Below are 19,027 nucleotides of genomic sequence, written 5' to 3' on the forward strand. Positions count from 1 at the left end.
ATGGCGGCGCCTGCGCCATGCCCCTTTTCTGATCTGCCCCATCGCCAGCATCCTAGGACGTCGGAGAAGAAATGAAAGAGCACCTGGCCGCTGCCGCCCGTCAGCTTCTGTCACCCTCCCTGCGTTATGAAATCAGGAACGTTGCCAACACGGCGCGTGACTACCTGGGGCGCGCGTGTTTCTGGCGCTGGGAAGTCAGCCGTTTCAAGTTGCAGCAGGAAAGTCCCTTCGAAATTCTCTACATCGGTCGGAAACAGCAGCGAGAAATGGCCAAGCTGCTGATCGGCGGCAAGTCGCCCGACGGCGGGCCTGCGCCGCAGTTGCCGGTGGCGGCGGGCGATCAGAGGCATGTGGTGGTGGTCAGTGAAATGCCCAACCCCGGCGCCTTGAGCATCCCCCATTACCTGAGCGCGGTGGTGCCGCTGGGGCGTTCGCTCGATGACATCACCGCGCGTTACGACAGCGAACTGCGGCGCAGCCTGCGCAAGCACCGGCCGTTGTACCAGATGCGCCAGACCCGTGACGATGAAGAGATCGCCATGGCCGACCGCGAGCTGCTGCGGCCCTACGCCAGCGCCAGGCAAGGCATCCATGCCGCGCAGTTCCCCACCGACGACGTATTCCGCCTGGCCAAGGGGGTTGGGCGCCTGGACCTGATCTATCACGACGACGAGGTGGTGGCCTGCCACCTGGGGTGTGAAATAACCCGTGGCGGCAAACGCTACTGGAGCACCCTGCGCTTTGGTTATCGCGAAACGGTGTTCTCCGATGCGAAGAAGTTGCGCGAAGTGAACTCCATCACCACGTTCATGGCGTTGGAATGGGCGTTGGAGAACGGTTACGACTACTACGACATCGGCCTGTGCCTGGCTCGTCCGGATGATGGCCTGCTCAAATGGAAGCGCCGGCGTGGTGGCGATATCGATTCGCTGGGTAATCATGCCTACCTGTTCCTGCGCTTGCCCAGGAGCGGTACCGCCAAGTTCCTCTGGGAGACGCCGTTGTTCGCGGTGGAAGGCAACAAGTTGACCCTTCACCTGGGTGTCCCTGAGGGCACGAGCGATGAGGAAGTTGCCAGCCGCTACCATGAAATGGTCTTTGGCGGGCTGGACAAGATCTACCTCTACGGCGCCAAGACTTCGGCGGAGCGGTTTCTTGAGATCCTGCGCAGCCGTTACGCCAACTTGCAGTCGCCCCCCGCGATGGAGCGTATTTCGTCCAGTTGATGACGATTGCGGTCGAATTACCAAGGAGCGTGCGTAATGGGCATCGATCCCCGCAAATCCGTTGTCGCCGCCAGCAGCGGCCAATACCGCTGGAGCCTGGCAGCTTATCGCAACATCGTCAGGAAGCGGCTTGGCCACCAGGCACAGGTCGAGCTCAAGAGCCTGGCCGACAAGACCTGGGACATCGCGCCGGGCGAAACCACGGTGTCGCCACCGGCGTTCTTCCTGCCCAACCAGCTTGAGCGGGTGACCGGCTGGGAGGCCAAGCGCTTCTATCCCTACGTGCACCCAGGCCCGACCATGGCCGGTGGTATCCGCATGGAGCAGGGGCCGACCCGCGGCTACTTGCTCAAGGATGTCTGGTTGATCGACGGGGCGCTCTACAAAGGGCGGGCCAGTCATTGGCTGTCACTCAAGCCCAGGCCCTGGCCGGGTATCAGCATCGACCACGAGATCGAGCGCGGCGCCACCTATTGCACGCAGAACGGCAGCACCTGGTTCGGTACCTGGCTGATGGAAGACTGCGCCACCTATACGCTGGCATGCGACGAAGGGGTGCCGGTGACGATCGCGCCTTCGTCGCGCTACCCGTTGTTCACCCAGCAGCAGGCGTATGAAGACTGGCTGGGGATGCAGCCATTGCGCACGCGTGGTGCGTACTTCCATGAGCTGGTGCTGTTCGAGGACACCAGCAATAACCGCAGCCGTCACCAGCGCTACCGTGCCATGGGCGACAAGCTGTTGTCCCATGTCGATCCAACGGCACACCCTGGGGTGTTCATCCTGCGTGGCAGCGACGGTGACTTGCGCCTGTTGCGCAACGAGCTGGAAATCGCCGAGCACCTGCGCCGGCATCGGGGTTTTCGGGTCATCGACCCGATGCACAGCGACGTGCCGGGGATTGTCGCGGCCTGTGCCGGGGCGCGGGTGGTGATCGGGGTCGAAGGCAGCCAGTTGGTGCACGGCGTCAATGTGCTGCAGCCGGGCTGCGCGTTGCTGGCCTTGCAGCCCCCCAATCGTTTTGTCAGCTACTACAAGTACCTGACCGATCGGGATCACCAGCACTATGGCTTCGTGGTCGGTGTGCCTGAGGGGAATGGTTTCCGTATCGACATCGAGGAGGTCGAGCGGACCTTGGATCTGTTCCCGGCTTGACGCCGTTGCAATGGCGCTTAACTGGCCATGGCGCAGTCTTCGCCTGTTTGCCTAACTTTGTCTCAACTTATTGAAATGGATGAACTTTCCCTGGAAGTTCGAGGTGTCGAAAAAGGCCTGCGGGAGTAGAAAGTGAGCGTTGTTTTCCGCTGTCGGTATTTTGACTAATTAGCGAGATCCCCATTGAGATTTATTATGGTGGCGGATCGTTGACGTAGTGTCATTGTGCCCATAAGCTCAAATCAGCGGCGAAGAACACCACTCCCAAACAACAATAACCGTCCTCTGTCAGGAGGGGATCATGGGCTCGACACTGTTCATCAAATCCGTTTTCCTGTTGGTGCTTCTGAGCGGCGCGGCGCGTGCGGCAGACTCTTACGTCAGCCAGGCGAGCGTCATGCCAGTAGCGACGGCCGGCTGGTTGTTCGGCTTCGCGGTAATCGGATTCGTGGTAGTCGCCAATAGAAGAAGAATCTGACATTTACCCTGTCGAACAAGTGTCTATCGCATTCAAATAAATGTCTGCCGAGGAGGGTGACAGCAAATTGACTTGAACCGGTTGAATTTGCTGTCTCTCGCCGTATTGGCGGCTTGTCAATTTTCCAGCCATTGCTATATTCCAATCTGCCAGCGCACTGACGCTTTCATCGCGCTGGCCCAGGTAATCAGGCAATCGGTTTTTATGGATGATCGAGGCCGTCGCAGCGGCCGGTCAGGCTGCGAAGTGGTGTCAGTGCTGTGCTCATCAGTGCTCTTTGCATGCCGAGAGGCCAGGAGGGTCCCATGGTACGTTCATTGTCTTCGCTGCTGTGCGTGCTGCTGATTAGCGCGTGCGCTCAGTCTCCCGGAAGGGGGGGCAACGCTGACGTTCCGTTGGAAACGCGGCCCGTTGGCGTCACCGAAATTCCCTATCTACTCAGCCCCGGCGACAAAGTCCTGGTCTCAGTGTGGCAGGAAGATACTTTGCGTCAGGAAACCACGGTGCTACCCGACGGCAGTATCACTTTTCCGCTGGCCGGGCGCATTGACGTAGCGGGTCTCGACGTTACCGCGGCAGCGAAGAAAATAACCACCGGCCTCAAACCTTTCCTCGCCGATCCCAATGTCAGTGTCGTGGTGATCAATCCCGCCGGTAATCTCGTGTATGTCCAGGGCAAGGTGATCAAGCCCGGGCCTGTGCCCATGACTGGCCCCACCGTGGTACTGCAGGCCCTGAGCATGTCGGGTGGACTGGACAAGTTTGCCGACGTAAGTGACATCAAGGTGATTCGCAACAACGGCATCAGGCAACAAGTGCTGCCGGTGCGCTACAAGGACCTCGTTTCCGGACGTGACATGTCCACCAACTTCCAACTCCAGGCGGGTGACACGCTGGTTGTCCCATAAGCCTGCTCGACCTTATTAAGACTGCATAGTGCCTATTCTTCGAACAACAAGTGTTGCAACGGCAATCCTGATGTTGCCGGTCCCGGGCCTGGCCCAAGCGTCCAACTGGCAGTCCTCGGTCGAGGTGCCTACTACTGTCGAGTACGACAGCAACCCATTGCTCCTGACTTCGGAGGAGAAGGGTGTGATGCGAACGATCATCGAGCCGCGCTACAGCCTGGTCGGTACCTTCGACCGCGACGAGTGGCGGTTGGGCCTGGGCGCGCATGTCCTGCACTCGTCCAACACCTCGGTGCTGGGCAACCGCGAGGACCCGGACGTGAGCCTGGGCTGGCGGCACGAGACCGAACGCGGGCATTACGGCCTGCACGCGCAGTACCTCGAAAGCTCGACGTTGTCCGGCACGGTGCTGGACACCGGCGTGGTGACCACCGACGGCACGCAGAAACTGATCACCCTCACCGGGGACTGGGAATACGCGCTGACCGAGCGCAGCACGTTGAGCAACGAGATCAGCTACGACCATGCCCGCTACGACATCACGTCGCTGACCGGTTTCGAAGAGCTGGGGAACACCTTCAAGTACACCTACGCCTGGAGCGAGCGCGCGGATGTCTTCACCTCCATGCGTGTGCGGCGCTACGAGCCACAGCAGACCTCCACGGGCGCCGTCGCCACCAACAGCTACACACCCAGTATCGGCATGCGCTACCAGCTTACCGACCAGCTGGAGACGGTGATGCACATCGGTGTCAGCCAGGTCTCCGGCTCCAACCAGCGCAAGGAGGAGGGCGGCGTGCTGCTGGACTATCGCGGTGCGCGCGCCGATGCCAGCTTCAGCGCGGAACGCCGTACCGATGCCAGCGCCCAGGGCAGCTTCGCCCAGCTCGACATGATCCAGGGCACCTGGAGCTACGCGCTCAGTGAACTGAACCGAGTGGGCCTGAACGCCGCCTGGCAGGACAGCAAGGGCCAGACCCCGAACACCTTGCAGACCTACAGCGTCTGGGCCAGTCGCCAGTTCTCGCCTTTCTGGGATCTGCGCCTATCGTTGATGTACAAGGAACGCCAGCAGAGTCACCTGCCGGATGCCGTTGCCACGATTGTCGGAATGACCCTGACCTACAGATTCCCCGAACTCTGAACCCCAGCCGGGTGGCCGCCATGAACGCTGAGTACGAGCTGTCACTGAAGGACTACATCGCCATCATCAAGGACCGCGCGCTGCTGCTGGGGGTGAGCATCGTGGTCATCCTCGCAGCGACGGTAGGGGTCGCCATGAGCATGCCGCCGGTGTACGAGTCCACCGGCACCATCCTCGTCGAGTCCCAGCAGATATCCCCGGAGCTGGTGGCCTCGAACAACACCAGCTTCGCCGACGAGCGCATCGAGGTCATCCGCCAGCGCGTGATGACCCGCGAGAACCTGCTGCAGATCATCGACAAGTACCACCTGTTCGCCGATGGCAGCCGCCCGCTCAGCGAGTCGGACAAGATCGACCTGATGCGCAACTCGATCGTCGTCACCACCCTCAGCACCTTCGTCAAGGGTCGCGGCGACACCACCGTGGCCTTCAACGTGGCCTTTGAACACAAGCGCCCGGAGGTGGCCAAGGAGGTTGCCGACGAGTTGGTCACATTGTTCCTCAACGAGAACATGAAGCAGCGCACCGAGCGCGCCAGCGAGACCACTGAATTCCTCACCCAGGAGGCCAACAAGCTTGGCGCCGAACTGGCCACCCTGGAGAACCAACTGGCCGACTTCAAACAGGCCCACGCCAATGCGCTGCCCGAGAACCAGGCGCTGCGCATGAGCATGCTGTCGCGGGCCGAGCTGGAGTTCCGCGAAGTCGACCGTGACTACAAGAACGCCCAGGAAGAGCTGCGCCTGCTGCAACTGGAGCTGTCGGCGGCCAATGCCGGCCTGGCGACCAAGCCCGATGGCAGCACCCGACCGATCGAGCAGCCCCAGGACCTGGGCAGCCTCAAGGCCGAGTACGCCCGGCTGCTGACCAAGTACACCGAGGCCCACCCCGATGTGGTGGCCATCAAGCGCAAGATCCAGGCGTTGCAGGACGCCGGGGCCGGTTCGGGCGCCGGTGCCGTGGCGGTGAACCTGGATGTCGCCAGGGCCCAGGCGAAGATCACCGCCGCCCAGGACAACATCGCCTCCCTGGCCCAGCAGAAGCGTGACCTGAGCCAGAAGATGTCGGGCTACGAGGCAGATATCCTCGAGGCGCCACAGGTCGAGCGTGGCCTGGTCACGCTGATGCGCGATCACGACAACGCGCGCAAGAAATACGAAGAGATCCGCAACAAGGAAATGGGCGCGAAGATCACCGAAAGCCTGGAACAGGAGAACAAGGCCGAGCGCTTCGTGCTCCTCGAGCCGCCGCTGCTGCCGGAGAAACCGGTCAAGCCCAACCGCAAGAAGATCGTCGCCCTGGGCCTGGTGCTGGCACCGGCCGGTGGTGGCGCACTGGTGATGTTGCTGGAAATGCTCAACCAGCGGGTGCGCAGTGTCGGCGCCCTGGAAAGCGTGCTGGGCAAGCGGGTGTTGGTGGCCGTCCCGTTCATCGCCACCCAGGCGGAGCTGGCACGACGCCGAAAATGGCTGACGATCCTGATCGCCGGCGGGGTGTTGCTGGCGGTCGTGCTGCTGCTGGTGGTCCATCTCTTCTATATGCCGCTGGACCTGCTGCTCATTAAAACGTTGTCTCGTTTCGGATAGGGAAGGCTGCGATGGACAGGATCACGCCCGCTGCTGGAAAGAACATCCACCCGGTTACCTCAGGCACTCCGCGCGTCCCGGAGCAGACCGAGCTGCTGGGGCCCTTCGACTACATACAGACCCGCACCGTGCCCCTGCGCCCCGAGCACCTGGAGCGTAACCGGATCGTGGCGTACAACAAGAACTCGAACATGAGCTGGGCCTTCGACCTGCTGCGCACCCAGGTGTTGCAGGCCATGGAGGAGAACGGCTGGCGCACCCTGGCGATCACCTCGCCGACGCCCGAGGCGGGCAAGACCGTGCTGGCGATCAACCTGGCCATGAGCATCGCCCATCACACTACCCGTACCGCGCTGCTGGTCGACTTCGACCTGCGTCGGCCGCGGGTGGGCAGCACCCTCGGGCTGCCGATGGACAAGGCGCTCAACGACCTGCTGGCGGACAAGGCGCCGCTGGAGGACGTGCTGGTCAACCCGACCTTGCCGCGCTTCGTGGTGCTGCCGACCCGCGAACCGATCCCGCTGTCCACCGAGGTGCTGTCCTCACCCCGGGTCAACAACCTGATCGGCGACCTGCGCGACCGCTACGAATCGCGCATCTGCATCTTCGACCTGCCGCCGCTGCTCAGCTCAGACGACGCCATCACCGTGCTGCCGAAGTTCGACTGCGTGCTACTGGTGGTTGCCAACGGGGTGAACAACAAGAAGGAGATCGAGGACTGCCTGTACCACCTGGCCACCGCCAACCTGCTGGGTGCGGTACTGAACAAGGCAGAGCCGGAGAAACGCTCCTACTACTGAGCCGGCCCCTCAGCGCAAATACCCCTGGCATTCAGTGCCAGGGGTATTTGCATTCCCAGTTCCAGGCGTGGGCGACGATCTGCTCCAGCGAGCTGAACGCTGGCTGCCAGCCCAGTACGCTGCGCGCCTTGCCCGCATCGGCCACCAGTCGCGGCGGGTCGCCGGCACGGCGTGGCGCGTCGAGGGTGGCGATGGTTCGACCGGTCACCGTGCGCGCGGCGTCGATCACCTGCTGCACCGAGAAGCCCTGGCCATTGCCCAGGTTGAACGCCGTGCTGGTGCCGCCTGCGCGCAGGTAGTCGATGGCCTGGGCGTGGGCCGAGGCCAGGTCGCTGACATGCACATAATCGCGGATGCAGGTGCCATCGGGCGTGTCGTAGTCGCGACCATAGACGGTGATCGCCTCGCGGCGTCCGGCGGCGGCCTGCAGGATCAGCGGGATCAGGTGGGTCTCCGGCTCGTGGCATTCGCCCAGTTGCCCGCCTGGATCGGCCCCGGCGGCGTTGAAGTAGCGCAGGCTGACCGACTTGAGTCCATACGCCTGGTCGAACTCGCCGAGCATCTGCTCGACGATCCACTTGCTGCGCCCATAAGGGTTGATCGGTGCCTTGGGGTGGGCTTCGTCGATGGGTACCGACAAGGGGTCGCCATACACGGCGGCGCTGGAAGAGAAGACCAGGTGGTTCACCTGGGCGCGGCGCATGGCCTGGAGCAGGCTCAGGGTGGCGGCGACGTTGTTCTGGTAGTACTTGCCGGGGTCGGCGACGGACTCGCCGACCTGGATGAACGAGGCGAAGTGAAAGACCGCGTCGAAACGGTGTTCGCCGAACAGCCGGTCCAGGGCCGGGCCATCGACAATGTCCATGGCGACCCAGGCGATGCCGGGCCGGGGGCGGGCGGTATCGACCACCACCACCTGGTGCCCGGCCTTCGTCAGGTGCCGGACCATGTGTGAACCGATGTAGCCCGCGCCACCGACGACCAGATATTTCATCCGACCCTCCTGGAACCTGTTGCCTGTGTAGGCGTCCCTGCCGAGCAGTCGGACCGGGCCTTTCCAGACTCTAGATGGCTATTTGAGGAACAGCCAATTGGCCATGCGCTGCCCGTCGAAGTCGATCTGGTAGCGGCCGTCGCGGTAGCTGACGGGCAGCGCTTGCTCCTCGCCGGCAGCGTTGCGGCTGAACAGCCTCAGACCCTTGCCGGCCTTGATCGACAACCTGCCTTCGAGCGGCTCGACGTGGAACGGCGTCTTGTCGTCCTCCCTGGGCACCGCGCGGGTGCCCAGGGAGATCAGCAGGCTGCGCGACTGGGCGAAAGGCTTGCCGTCCAGGCTTTGCACCACGACGCTGGCGTAGGGCGTCCTGCTCTGCACCTGGATATTGGCCAGGTTCACCGTCTGGCCACCGAGCCAGCCGGTGGCCGCCTGGGTGAGCGGCGAGTCGATGGTGTACAGCCCCTGCCGCCAGTCGCGGCGCAACTGGCCGGTATCGCTGGTGGCTGCGCTGGCATCGGCCGCCAGCAGCGAGTGGTCGGGATCGCTCAGCACCTGCGCGCCGGGTGCCGCCTGGCGTGGTTGCAGCCAGGGCAACTGCGTTGTCTGCGGCAGGGCGATCTGCAGCCGGCCTTTTTCCATGGCGGTGCGCAGCAGTACGGAGTTGTTGGGGCTTATCTGGCGACCGTACAGGGTCTCGGGAGTGGGGGCGAACACGTAGCGGGTCTGCGCCGGCTGCACGTCGGCGCGGCGGTAGAGCAGGGCGGCGGCGGGCAGGGTGGCGAGCAGCGCCGGGTCGTTGTAGGCATGCCAGTTGTCGGCGGTGCGCCAGCCGGGGTTGAACGCCTGCTGGCTGTAGGCGTACTGCAAGATCGCGTCCCAGCCTTGGTAGGCGCCGCTGGCCGCGACGTACAGCGGCAGCGAGTGGCGGTCAGGTGTCGGGAAGGGCTCGGCGTTCCATTCGCTGACCGTCATCGGCAGGCCAACCACCTGCGCGGCGCCAAGCCAGTTGACCAGGTTGTCGCTGGTCAGCGGGTTGCGTTGCAACTGGCCGCTACCACCGTAGCTGTGGGCGTCGATCAGGTCGCCGCTGGTCAGGGCCGGCAGCGCGCTCAGGCCATTGCCGCCCCAGGTGCTGGTGGTGGCGATCGGCACCTTGACCCCTAGCCCGCGCAGGTGCTGGATCATGTCGGCGTCGAAGCGGTGCTCGAGGTCGTTGAGAAACAGCTTCGAGGGGCCGTGCTCCCAGGCCCGCCAGACCTGGTCGGCAGGCAGGCCGGTACGCAACGCGAAGGCCTTGGCTGCATCCATGTACAGCTGGCTGTGACGGGGGACCTGCTTGTCGGGCAGCAGGGCGTTGCCGAAGTGCTGGGTGATGTCGTTCTCGTTGGTGATCAGTACTGCGGCCACCGCCGGATCGTCCTTGTAGGCCAGGCCGGTGTAGGTATTCACATGGGTCAGGTACTGTTCGGCGAAGCGCTTCATGGCCTGCTGGATGGTGACGTTGACGTAGGCGTAGCCCTTGAGGTCGGCGGCCCGTTCACCCTTGGCCAGCTCGTCGAAGGCGAAGATGTCGTCGGCGGCGGTCAGTGGGCGTTGCACGTGCAGGTCGAGCCACACGTAGAGGCCTTCATCCTTCAGGCTCTTGATCCACAGGTCGATCTTGCGCTGCGACTCGGCATTCAGGCGCTGGGTGTCACGCAGGGTACTGACGTCGCCGAAGATGTTCGGGCTCACCCAGGGCGAGTCGTGGTGGTGCAGGCGTACCAGATTGACGCCTAGGGCCGACAGGCGCCGGGCCTGGCGCTTGATTTCCTCGTCCGGGGTCTTGAACAGCGCATAGGCCGACAGGTTGGTGCCCCAGAAGCGCACGGGCGTGCCGTCGGCGAACACCAGTCGTTCGCCGTCGGCCTTGACGAAACCGCGCTTGCCGGCGGGTTTTTCCGGGGCGTTGAGGAACGCCAGGTCTACCGGCGAGGTCTGCCAGTCGAGCTGGTCGTCGGGCCAGCGGGCAGGGTCGGCCAGGCCGAAGCGCTCGGTAGTGGTCGGCTCGAGCCCGATGTCACCGTTGAGCGTCAGGGTTGCCTTGACTTGCTGGTGCCCTGGCACGATCGGGTCCTGGTAGAAGAACGCGCGGACCTCGCTGGGGTTGCCCTGCTCGAAATAGACCTTGGCCAGCGGCGGTTCGAAGCGCATCTCGACATGCCGGTCCTGCTTGCCCCAGGCCCAGCCGGTATTGCCTGGCAGCAGCTGTGGGGCGCCCATCTCGCCGGCGACCAGCGCCGGGTCGAACTGGAATACCAGGCCGCCGCCCTTGACGTTGCTCTGCCGGCTGTGAGCGTCGAGGTCGAAGGTCCAGGTCAGGGCCTTGTCGTCCCGACGGAGGATGTTCGCCCGCAGGTCGAAGTCCAGGTCCTTGTTCTTGCCCTCCAGGCTGTAGCGTCCCGGGGCCTCGACCTTGAAGCGGCTGTAGAAGCCGGTCCAGCGCCAGTCGGCCGCCCAGAAGTCGTACTTGGCCTGCATCGCCGGGCCGCCGCCGTGGCTGAGCCCCGGCAGGCCGGTCTGTTCGTCGACCGCGACGCCCCAGGCCGAGGCCCAGCCGGCCAGCGGCATGGTCAGCAGTCCGGCAAGGGTGGTGATGCGCAGCACTCGGTACAGCACAGCGGTCGTCATGGGCGATCACCTGGCCTGAAGGCGTGGATGGGCGAATTGGCTGGCCTGCTGGAACCTGAGCCGGCGGACCATCTGGATGTAGCCTGCGCCCAGGCCGCCGACCGACCAGTAGACGATGGGAATTACCGTGATGCTGCTGACGGTGAAGATGATCACCAGGATGCCGATCAGCGTCGCCAGCAGCGCGCGACCTAGCTGGCGGTACTCGTCGTCCTTGTCGGGGAAGGCGCGCATGGCCTTGTTGATGCCCAGCAGGACGCTGGCGAAGAACGCCAGGAACAGCCCCAGGCCGACCAGGCCGACGCGCAGGGCCAGGTTGATGTAGGTGTTGACGATGTCGATGATGCCGTCGCCCTGGATCATCGACTGCATCTCCGGCGTGCTGCGAAAGTCGAACGAGCCGAACCACAGGTTGCGCTGGATGACGATCATCGAGTTGTCGATCAGGCGCTCGCGGTAGGTGATGTTCTCTGCCTCGATGTTGCCGATGAACGGCAGCAGGTCGAGGACCTTCTCGCCCCCGGGCAGCACTGCCAGCAGGGGCAGCGCCAGCACTCCGGCCAGCGCCAGCAGCATCAGGCGGCGCACGGCGCCGCGGCCGGTGGCGATGAACGCGGCGACGATCACCCCGGCACCGATCCAGGGGCCGCGCGACAGCGGCGCGAACAGCCCGGCCGCCAGCAGCAGGGCTCCGAGCAGGCAGTGCAGGCGGTTGCGGACATAGCCCTGGACGAACAGGAACAGACCGATGCCGACGCTGATGACGTAGCCCAGGGCGATGGCCTGGCCGGTGGTGGCGCTGGCGCGCAGCGAACCGCCGCGGCTGAGGTAGCTGGTCATCGACCACTCAACGCCCATGGCGTCGAGCAGGGCGTCGTACAGCAACCAGTGGCGGATGGTCTCGGCCACGCCGATCAGGGCGAGCAGGAAGGCGGCCAGCACGAAGGCCAGCAACGCGTCCTTGAAGTCGCTGAGCTGACGCAGGCCGCGGCTGGCGACGTAGTAGGGCAGGATCACGTCCAGGTACAGGTACAGTGACTGGCGCAAGGTGTCGGTGGGGGTGGTCTCGCGCAGGTACAACCCGCCCATCAGCAGCACGCCGGCCAGCACCAGCCTGTCAGGCCAGGTGCGCCCGAAGCCTATGCTTTCGGGGAGCTTGCGCAGCTTCAGGGCTGCCGGCAGCAATACGCACAGGCTCAGCAGGCGAACGTGATTGAGGTCGATCAGGTAGTTGACCACGCCGAACCCGGGGACCTGCACCGTGGCCGGCGGAATCAGGAACAGCAGCATGTAGAACAGCGCCACCGGATTGTGTTCGCGGCGCCCGGCCAGGTACATGATCACGCTGGCGGCAACGGCATACACCCAGAAGCTGAACGAGCAGAACGCCACCAGGGTCAAGATGAACCAGAGGTTGCGCCGCCGCTTGAAGTCAGCGTAGGGGATCAGGTCGCAGGCAGACCGGCGGGCGAAGCCGAACACCAGGATGGCCACCAGCAGGATCACGATCAGCGCGCGGAAATGTTCGGGCATTGGGCTGGGACACCTATCCGTTGGTGGACAAGGGCTGGCCTGGGTGGCATTTGCGCTTGCGTGAATTCGCCACCCGGGTCACTCGCATCATGGCTGATTGAAACTATAGTGACTTCTAGCCATCCAGTCAGGGATCGAACTCATGCCGTCGATTGAGGTGCCGTCACCGGTGAGCCTGCGCAGGCGCGCGATCTGGGCCGGGGCATGGAATGCGCTGTCGCTGCTCGCCTCGCAGGTACTGCGCCTGGGCGGCAACCTGATCATGGCCCGGCTGCTGCTGCCGGAGATGTTCGGCGTGATGGTCATCGCCACCACGGTGTCGGTGCTGCTGCACCTGCTCTCGGATGTCGGCCTGCGGCAGAACATCATCCAGAGCCCACGGGGTGATGATCCGGACTTCCTCAACACGGCCTGGACCGTACAGATCCTGCGCGGTTTCACCCTGTTCGCGATGACCTTGCTGCTGGCCCTGGCCTCCTGGCTGGCGCAGTTGGCCAACCTGTGGCCGGCCGATTCCACCTACGCTGCGCCGGAACTGCCGCTGGTCCTGGCGATCACCGGTGTCTCGGCGATCATCTACGGCCTGCAGTCGACCAAGATGGACATCGCCGTGCGCACCCTGCAGCACAAGCGCGTGGTGCTGGTGGACCTGGCCTCGCAGGTGGTCGGGCTCGTGGTGATGCTGGTGATCGGCTATTTCACCCGCTCCATCTGGTCGCTGGTGGCGGCGGGGCTGGCCGGGGCGCTGACCGGTACCGTGCTCGGCCACCTGGCCATGAGCGGACCGCGCAACCGCCTGCGCTGGGACCGCACGGCGCTGGCCGAACTGGTGGTGTTCGGGCGCTGGATCCTGGTGTCGTCGATCGTCGGCGTGCTGGCCATGTACGGCGACCGCATGTGGTTCGGTGCCAGCATGTCGGCGGCCGAACTTGGCGTCTATTCGATCGCCGTGCTGATCCTCGGGTCGATCCAGACCGGCCTGATGAAAGTGGTCGGCATGGTCGCGCTGCCGGCCTTCAGCGAGGCGACACGCTCCGGCGATACCGAGCGCCTGAAGGCCCTGTACCACCGTGCACGGCTGCTGGTCGACCTGCTGATGCTGTTCGCCATGGGCGGTTTCCTGACGGCCAGCCCGCTGCTGATCGACTGGATGTACGACGAGCGCTATGCCGGTGCAGGCACTATGCTGGCTATTCTCTCGCTGTCGTTTTTCACCTTGCGCTATACCTTGGCCCACCAGGTCTGGATCGCCCTCGGGCTGACCAAGTACCAGGCGATGGACAACATCATCCGGCTGGTGGCGCTGTGGGGTGGCTTGCCGCTGTTGCTGGCCATCGGCGGGGTCAAGTATGCGATCTGGGGCGTGGCCCTGCACAGCTTCCCGACGCTGGTGCTGATCGTCTACGTCAATTGCAAGCTGGACATGTTCAACCTGAAACGGGAACTGGTGGTGTTGCCGATGATCGCGCTCGGGGCGTTGTGCGGCGTGCTGTTGACGGACTTCTTCAACTGGCTGTGAGGCCGGCGGGCTCACGGGGTTCGGGCAGTGCCGCGCGCAGGGCGCGTCGGGGCACCGGGATGGGCAATCAACGACATGGGGCTTGGCAAGCATGACGAAGCTTCGGTTCTGCATTCCACAGTTGGGCCGTCGAGGATTCCTGCGCAATTGCGCGGTGCTGGGCGCAGGCGCGGCGGTGTTCGGCACGGGGGCTGTCGCCAGGTCCTCAGTCGTGGCGCAGACGGATTTCGTGCTGATCAACGGGTGGGTGTTGCCTTCTCACTACTTCAGGGACGGGCAGGCATGATCAAGGACTATCAGACACAGAAGACCCTGCGCGTGCTCTACGACGTCTGCATCGTCGGCGCGGGGCCGGCCGGCATCACCTTGGCCTTGCGCCTGGCCAAGGCCGGCTGGAGCGTGGCGCTGCTGGAGGCCGGAGGCCAGGCCTACGCGGAGCGTTCGCAGGACTTCTACACCTGCACTTCGTCGGGCCTGGAGCTGTACCCCCATGACACCCGCCTGCGCTTTTTGGGCGGCACGTCCAACCACTGGGCAGGGCGCTGCCGGCCGTTCGACGCCTCGGACTTCAGCGATCCGCCTCCCGGCGCGCTGCCTGGCTGGCCCATTGCCTACGCCGAGGTCGAGCGTTACCTGCCGGCGGCAATGGATATCGTCGACCTTGAGCAAGGGGCGGACTTTCGCGCGGTGAACACCGCCTTGAACGGCGGCGAGTTCGATGCGGACCGCTTCCTGCTCAGCCCACCGACGCGCTTTGCACAGAAGTACGCCGCGGCGCTCAACGATACCCCCGGCCTCGATGTGTTCATCAACTGCAACTGCGTCGACCTGCACTTCGACAAGGCCAGCGGCAACCTGGCCTCGGTGATGGTCTCGGACTATGAGCGGCACCGTGAGGCGGTAGTGGCCAAGCAGTTCGTGCTGGCAATGGGGGCCATCGAGAACGCCCGGCAGTTGCTCAACAGCGGCTCGCTGGCGGCGGCCGGCGTGGTCGGCAAGGACGGCATGGTCGGGCGCTGCCTGATGGATCACCTGAATGTCGAGATGGGCACGTTCATTCTCAAGTCGGGGCAGGACACCGGCCTGCGCTCGTACTACACCAGCGAGGCCTTCGCCAAGACCTACAAGGCGGGCAAGGGCAATGTCTCGGCAGCGGTGCTGGACCAGGTCAAGACCTACGGGCGCATGGCCGAGGTCAAGCAGTTCCTGGAAAGCCTGGCGTGCCGCTGGGAAGTAGCCGACAAGATCGATTTCATCGCCAACTTCAGCTGCCCGGGCGATGGCATCATCGGCACCATGATCGAGCAGTGTCCCAACCTGCAGAGCCGGGTGACGTTGCACCGTGAAAAGGACGCCCTCGGGGTGGCCAAGGTCAACGTCAACTGGGCGCTGACCCCCGAGGACCGCCACACCATCAAGTGCATCGGCACCGAGCTGGCCAAGCAGTTCGCCGACAGTGGCGAGGGCTTCATCAAGCTCAACGAATTCGTCTACGACACCAGCAAGCCTCTCAAGCTCGAGCCCCATGCCCACCACATGGGCACCACGCGGATGGCCGCCTCCCCCGAACACGGGGTGGTCGACCATGACTGCAAGGTGTTCGGCACGAACAACCTGTACGTGGCCGGCAGCAGCATCTACGCCCGCGGCGCCGCCGCCAACCCGACCATGCCACTGCTGCAGTTCGCGCTGCGCCTGGTGGACCATCTGGATGAGCGCCTGCGCTCGGCGAACGGCGTGGTCGTTGCCAGCTGATGCCTGGGAGGGCGCCACCATGTAGGCATGAGGGAGAGTGCAGAGGGAGTGAGCGCGACACGGTCGACAGCAGGTACCACTGACCCCATCGCCTCAGGAACAGTCCAGCAACACCAGACTCGCGAGGCACGCAGCATGTTCGGATGGATGCGCAGGGCAGTGGCGTACTACGCCACCACGACAGGTCGTGCTGGTTCGACCTACAAGAAATTCTGCAACCCCAACGCCCGTGACTGGGGCGCCTACCTCGGGCGCTGGGGCAAGTTCTACTCGGTAGGCGAGAACATCCACATCAACCCCGGATGCAACGTCACCGACCCGACCCTGGTGCGCCTGGGCACCAATGTCGGGCTGTCGGACTGCACGCTGATCGGTCATGACGGCGTGGTCGCGCTGATCGAGTTCGCCACCGGCAAGCACCTCGACTCGGTGGGCTACATCGATATCAAGGACAACTGTTTCATCGGCCATGGCGCCATCGTCATGCCGCGGGTGACCATCGGCCCCAACGCGATCGTCGCCGCCGGCGCGGTGGTGACCAAGGATGTCGCCCCCGGTACGGTGGTCGGCGGCAATCCGGCGAAGTTCATCTGCACCACCGAGGCGCTGATCAAGCGGGTCGAGGAGCGCTGCGCGGCGTATCCGTGGATCGACCTGATCAACCAGCGCCAGGGGGCCTACGACCCGGAACTGGAGCCGATCCTGGCGGCGCGGCGGCGCCAGTACTTCTTCGGGAATGAAGACCATGGATAGCAAGCCGGTCGATGTGATGGTGGTCAACTTCAACACCGCTTCGCTGTTGCAGCCTATGTTCGACGCCTTGCGCCGGGCAGGAGGCGAGGTGCTGGCCAGCTACCTGGTGGTGGACAATGCCTCGGTGGACGATTCGCTGCAGCGCATGGCCGAGGTATGCCCCGAGGCGTTGTTGCTGCGCAACGCCAGGAACGTCGGTTTCGGCCGTGCCAACAACCAGCTGCTCGACCATCTGCGCGGCCGCTACGCGCTGCTGCTCAACACCGACGCCTTCGTGGCCGTCGACTCGCTGGCCAAGACCCTCGACTACATGGACGAACACCCCGATTGCGGCGTGCTGGGAGTGCGCCTGGTCGGGCGCGACGGTGATCTGCAGCCGAGCTGCCGGTACTTCCCCACGCCATTGAACGTGTTCGTCGCCCGCACCGGGCTGGGGCGTTTCTTCCCGGGGCTGAAGATGGTCGACGAGATGGACTGGGACCACAACGCCGTGCGCGAGTGCGACTGGCTGCCGGGATGCTTCTACCTGATCCGCCGCGAGGTGCTCGACCAGGTGGGTCTGTTCGACCCACGCTACTTCCTCTACTACGAGGAGGTCGACCACTGCAAGCGGGTCAAGCAGGCGGGCTGGAAGGTGGTGTACTACCCGCACACCACCGTGGTGCACATCGGTGGCGAGAGCTCCAAGTCGGTCGCCGCGCTGGAGGCCGCCAGCCGGCAGATCTCCAGCTACCAGATCGAAAGCGAGCTGCTGTACTTTCGCAAGCACCATGGTATCGGCGGCCTGGCCTTGCACATGCTGCTGGTAGGCCTGGGCGACCTGCTGCTGGCGCTCAAGGCGCTGCTCAAGGGGCGGGGTCTGGCGGCCATCGCCGCTTGCTGGCGACACACCCGGACTACCTGGTCGTTGTTGCGCAAGACCCGTTTCGCCAGCCAACCGACCCGTTAGCCAGGGAGAAGCCATGCTCGACAATATCCGCGCCGACCTGCGCGCGTACGGTGGCGACTGGGGGGCCCAGGGCTTCTGGGTGATGCTGGTGTACCGCTTCGGGCGCTGGCGCTACGGCGTGCGTCCGGCGTTGCTGCGCAAGCTGCTGTCGTTGGTCTACAAGCTATTGTTCAAGCTGGTACAGGTACTCACCGGCATCGAACTGCCCTGCGAGGTCGAGATCGGCCGCAATTTCGTCATCGACCATTTCGGCGGCATCGTCGTCAGTGGCTATGCCCGCTTCGGCGATGACTGCCGGATCCGCAACGGTGTGGTGGTGGGGCTCAAGAACGTCGACACACCGGTGGCACCGGTGTTCGGCAACAACGTGGACATCGGGACCGGGGCCAAGATCCTGGGCGCCATCCGCATTGGCGACAACGTGGTGATCGGCGCCAATGCCGTGGTGCTGATGGATGTGCCGGACAACTGCATCGCCGTCGGCGTGCCGGCCACCGTCAAGCCGCGCAAGTCGCTGCGGGACGTGATGCCAGGCGCCGAGGAGTGAGCCCTTCAGGACAGTCGAGCGAGGCCTGCGCGTGACAGGGATCGGAGTCGTGGTGATCGGTCGTAACGAGGGCGCGCGCCTGGCGCGCTGTCTGGCCTCGCTGGCCGTCGGCGTGGACCGCCTGGTCTATGTCGATTCGGGCTCGACCGACGATTCGGTGCAACTGGCCCATGCCCGCGGGGCCGAGGTGCTGGCACTCGACCTGTCGATCCCGTTCACCGCCGCCCGCGCCCGCAACGAGGGCTTCGCCTGCCTGCGCCAGCAGTTGCCGCAACTGCGCTACGTGCAGTTCGTCGACGGCGACTGCGAGGTGGCAGAGGGCTGGCTGGCGCAGGCGCGGGCATTTCTCGATGAGCATCCGCAGGTCGCGGTGGTTTGTGGCCGGCGCCGTGAGCGCCACCCCGAGCGTTCGGTATACAACCTGTTGTGCGACCTGGAATGGGATACCCCGGTGGGCGAGGCAATGGCCTGCGGCGGTGATGCGCTGATGAGGGCCGAGGCGTTCGCCGCTGCGGGCGGTTTCCGCGCGGGCATGATCGCCGGCGAGGAGCCTGAGCTGTGCGTGCGCCTGCGGGCCCAGGGCTGGAAGATCTGGCGGCTCGATGGCGAGATGACCCTGCACGACGCGGCGATGACCCGTTTCGGCCAATGGTGGCGGCGCAGCCTGCGCGCCGGGCATGCCTTCGCCGAGGGCGCCGCGCTGCATGGCTCGACGCCGGAGCGCCATTGGCGGCGCGAGTCGCGGCGTGCCTGGTGGTGGGGGTTGGGCCTGCCGCTGGGCGTCGTTGCCGCCACCCTGTCGTGCGGGCCCTGGGGCGCGTCGTTGCTGCTGGTCTACCCTGTACAGGTCACGCGCCTGGCGCTGCGCGGCGTCAGGTCGGCCCGCGAGAACTGGTTGCAGGCGACATTCCTGGTGCTCGGCAAGTTTCCCGAGATGCTGGGGCAGGTGAAGTTCCTGCTGAGCCGGCTGTCTGGCAGCAGGACGGCACTGATCGAGTACAAGTGAG

At 64.6% G+C, this 19,027-nt stretch carries 15 protein-coding genes and 1 pseudogene; 13 read left to right on the forward strand and 3 right to left on the reverse strand.

Annotation, left to right across the window (positions count from 1 at the left end; all coding sequences use genetic code 11):
* The first annotated feature begins 71 nt into the window (after window positions 1-71).
* The 7 genes from F3J43_RS12265 to F3J43_RS12295 all read left to right on the forward strand — a co-directional run bounded on the left by F3J43_RS12265 (window position 72) and on the right by F3J43_RS12295 (window position 7,297).
* A complete protein-coding gene (locus F3J43_RS12265; protein WP_166886221.1) occupies window positions 72-1,226 on the forward strand; it encodes a GNAT family N-acetyltransferase in 1,155 nt (384 codons plus the stop codon).
* Window positions 1,227-1,262: 36 nt separating this feature from the next.
* A complete protein-coding gene (locus F3J43_RS12270) occupies window positions 1,263-2,381 on the forward strand; it encodes a glycosyltransferase family 61 protein (RefSeq protein WP_166886225.1) in 1,119 nt (372 codons plus the stop codon).
* 301 nt (window positions 2,382-2,682) lie between these two features.
* Window positions 2,683-2,859: an EPS-associated small membrane protein EppA gene (gene eppA / locus F3J43_RS12275; RefSeq protein ID WP_166886227.1), complete on the forward strand. Its 177-nt coding sequence runs from the start codon at window positions 2,683-2,685 to the stop codon at window positions 2,857-2,859.
* A gap of 305 nt (window positions 2,860-3,164) precedes the next feature.
* Window positions 3,165-3,767 (forward strand): polysaccharide biosynthesis/export family protein, encoded by a 603-nt coding sequence (locus tag F3J43_RS12280; protein WP_166886230.1) that lies wholly within the window; start codon window positions 3,165-3,167, stop codon window positions 3,765-3,767.
* Between the two features lie 187 nt (window positions 3,768-3,954).
* Window positions 3,955-4,911: a hypothetical protein gene (locus F3J43_RS12285; protein ID WP_205297816.1), complete on the forward strand. Its 957-nt coding sequence runs from the start codon at window positions 3,955-3,957 to the stop codon at window positions 4,909-4,911.
* 20 nt (window positions 4,912-4,931) lie between these two features.
* The gene (locus tag F3J43_RS12290) at window positions 4,932-6,497 is read left to right on the forward strand and encodes a GumC family protein (protein ID WP_166886237.1); all 1,566 of its coding nucleotides are present in this window, start codon (window positions 4,932-4,934) and stop codon (window positions 6,495-6,497) included.
* Between the two features lie 11 nt (window positions 6,498-6,508).
* Window positions 6,509-7,297 carry a CpsD/CapB family tyrosine-protein kinase gene (locus tag F3J43_RS12295; RefSeq protein ID WP_166886240.1) on the forward strand — a complete coding sequence of 263 codons (789 nt, stop codon included), beginning with the start codon at window positions 6,509-6,511 and terminating at the stop codon, window positions 7,295-7,297.
* Window positions 7,298-7,328: 31 nt separating this feature from the next.
* On the opposite strand, the gene galE is transcribed toward F3J43_RS12295, so the two are convergent.
* The 3 genes from galE to F3J43_RS12310 all read right to left on the reverse strand — a co-directional run bounded on the left by galE (window position 7,329) and on the right by F3J43_RS12310 (window position 12,497).
* Window positions 7,329-8,291, reverse strand: a complete 963-nt coding sequence (galE, locus tag F3J43_RS12300) for a UDP-glucose 4-epimerase GalE (protein WP_166886243.1) — start codon at window positions 8,289-8,291, stop codon at window positions 7,329-7,331.
* Between the two features lie 78 nt (window positions 8,292-8,369).
* Window positions 8,370-10,964: a glycosyl hydrolase family 5 gene (locus F3J43_RS12305; protein WP_166886247.1), complete on the reverse strand. Its 2,595-nt coding sequence runs from the start codon at window positions 10,962-10,964 to the stop codon at window positions 8,370-8,372.
* Window positions 10,965-10,970: 6 nt separating this feature from the next.
* Window positions 10,971-12,497, reverse strand: a complete 1,527-nt coding sequence (locus tag F3J43_RS12310) for an O-antigen ligase family protein (protein WP_166886250.1) — start codon at window positions 12,495-12,497, stop codon at window positions 10,971-10,973.
* Between the two features lie 142 nt (window positions 12,498-12,639).
* Between F3J43_RS12310 and F3J43_RS12315 the strand changes: the two genes are divergently transcribed.
* The 6 genes and pseudogenes from F3J43_RS12315 to F3J43_RS12340 all read left to right on the forward strand — a co-directional run bounded on the left by F3J43_RS12315 (window position 12,640) and on the right by F3J43_RS12340 (window position 19,026).
* Window positions 12,640-14,016 carry an oligosaccharide flippase family protein gene (locus F3J43_RS12315; protein WP_166886253.1) on the forward strand — a complete coding sequence of 459 codons (1,377 nt, stop codon included), beginning with the start codon at window positions 12,640-12,642 and terminating at the stop codon, window positions 14,014-14,016.
* A gap of 282 nt (window positions 14,017-14,298) precedes the next feature.
* The gene (locus F3J43_RS12320) at window positions 14,299-15,771 is read left to right on the forward strand and encodes an FAD-dependent oxidoreductase (protein WP_166886256.1); all 1,473 of its coding nucleotides are present in this window, start codon (window positions 14,299-14,301) and stop codon (window positions 15,769-15,771) included.
* 453 nt (window positions 15,772-16,224) lie between these two features.
* Window positions 16,225-16,524 (forward strand): annotated as a pseudogene (locus F3J43_RS24430) (acyltransferase); the annotation flags it as partial.
* Complete coding sequence (locus F3J43_RS12330; protein WP_166886262.1) at window positions 16,517-17,473, forward strand: glycosyltransferase family 2 protein; 957 nt, start codon at window positions 16,517-16,519, stop codon at window positions 17,471-17,473. The pseudogene F3J43_RS24430 and the gene F3J43_RS12330, both read left to right, overlap by 8 nt.
* Before the next feature lie 13 nt (window positions 17,474-17,486).
* Window positions 17,487-18,020 carry a serine O-acetyltransferase gene (locus tag F3J43_RS12335; RefSeq protein WP_166886264.1) on the forward strand — a complete coding sequence of 178 codons (534 nt, stop codon included), beginning with the start codon at window positions 17,487-17,489 and terminating at the stop codon, window positions 18,018-18,020.
* Between the two features lie 31 nt (window positions 18,021-18,051).
* Complete coding sequence (locus F3J43_RS12340; RefSeq protein WP_166886267.1) at window positions 18,052-19,026, forward strand: glycosyltransferase family 2 protein; 975 nt, start codon at window positions 18,052-18,054, stop codon at window positions 19,024-19,026.
* Window position 19,027 lies beyond the last annotated feature (1 nt).

The sequence above is a fragment of the Pantoea sp. Cy-639 genome, assembly GCF_011752525.1.
In the GTDB taxonomy this organism is placed as follows: domain Bacteria; phylum Pseudomonadota; class Gammaproteobacteria; order Pseudomonadales; family Pseudomonadaceae; genus Aquipseudomonas.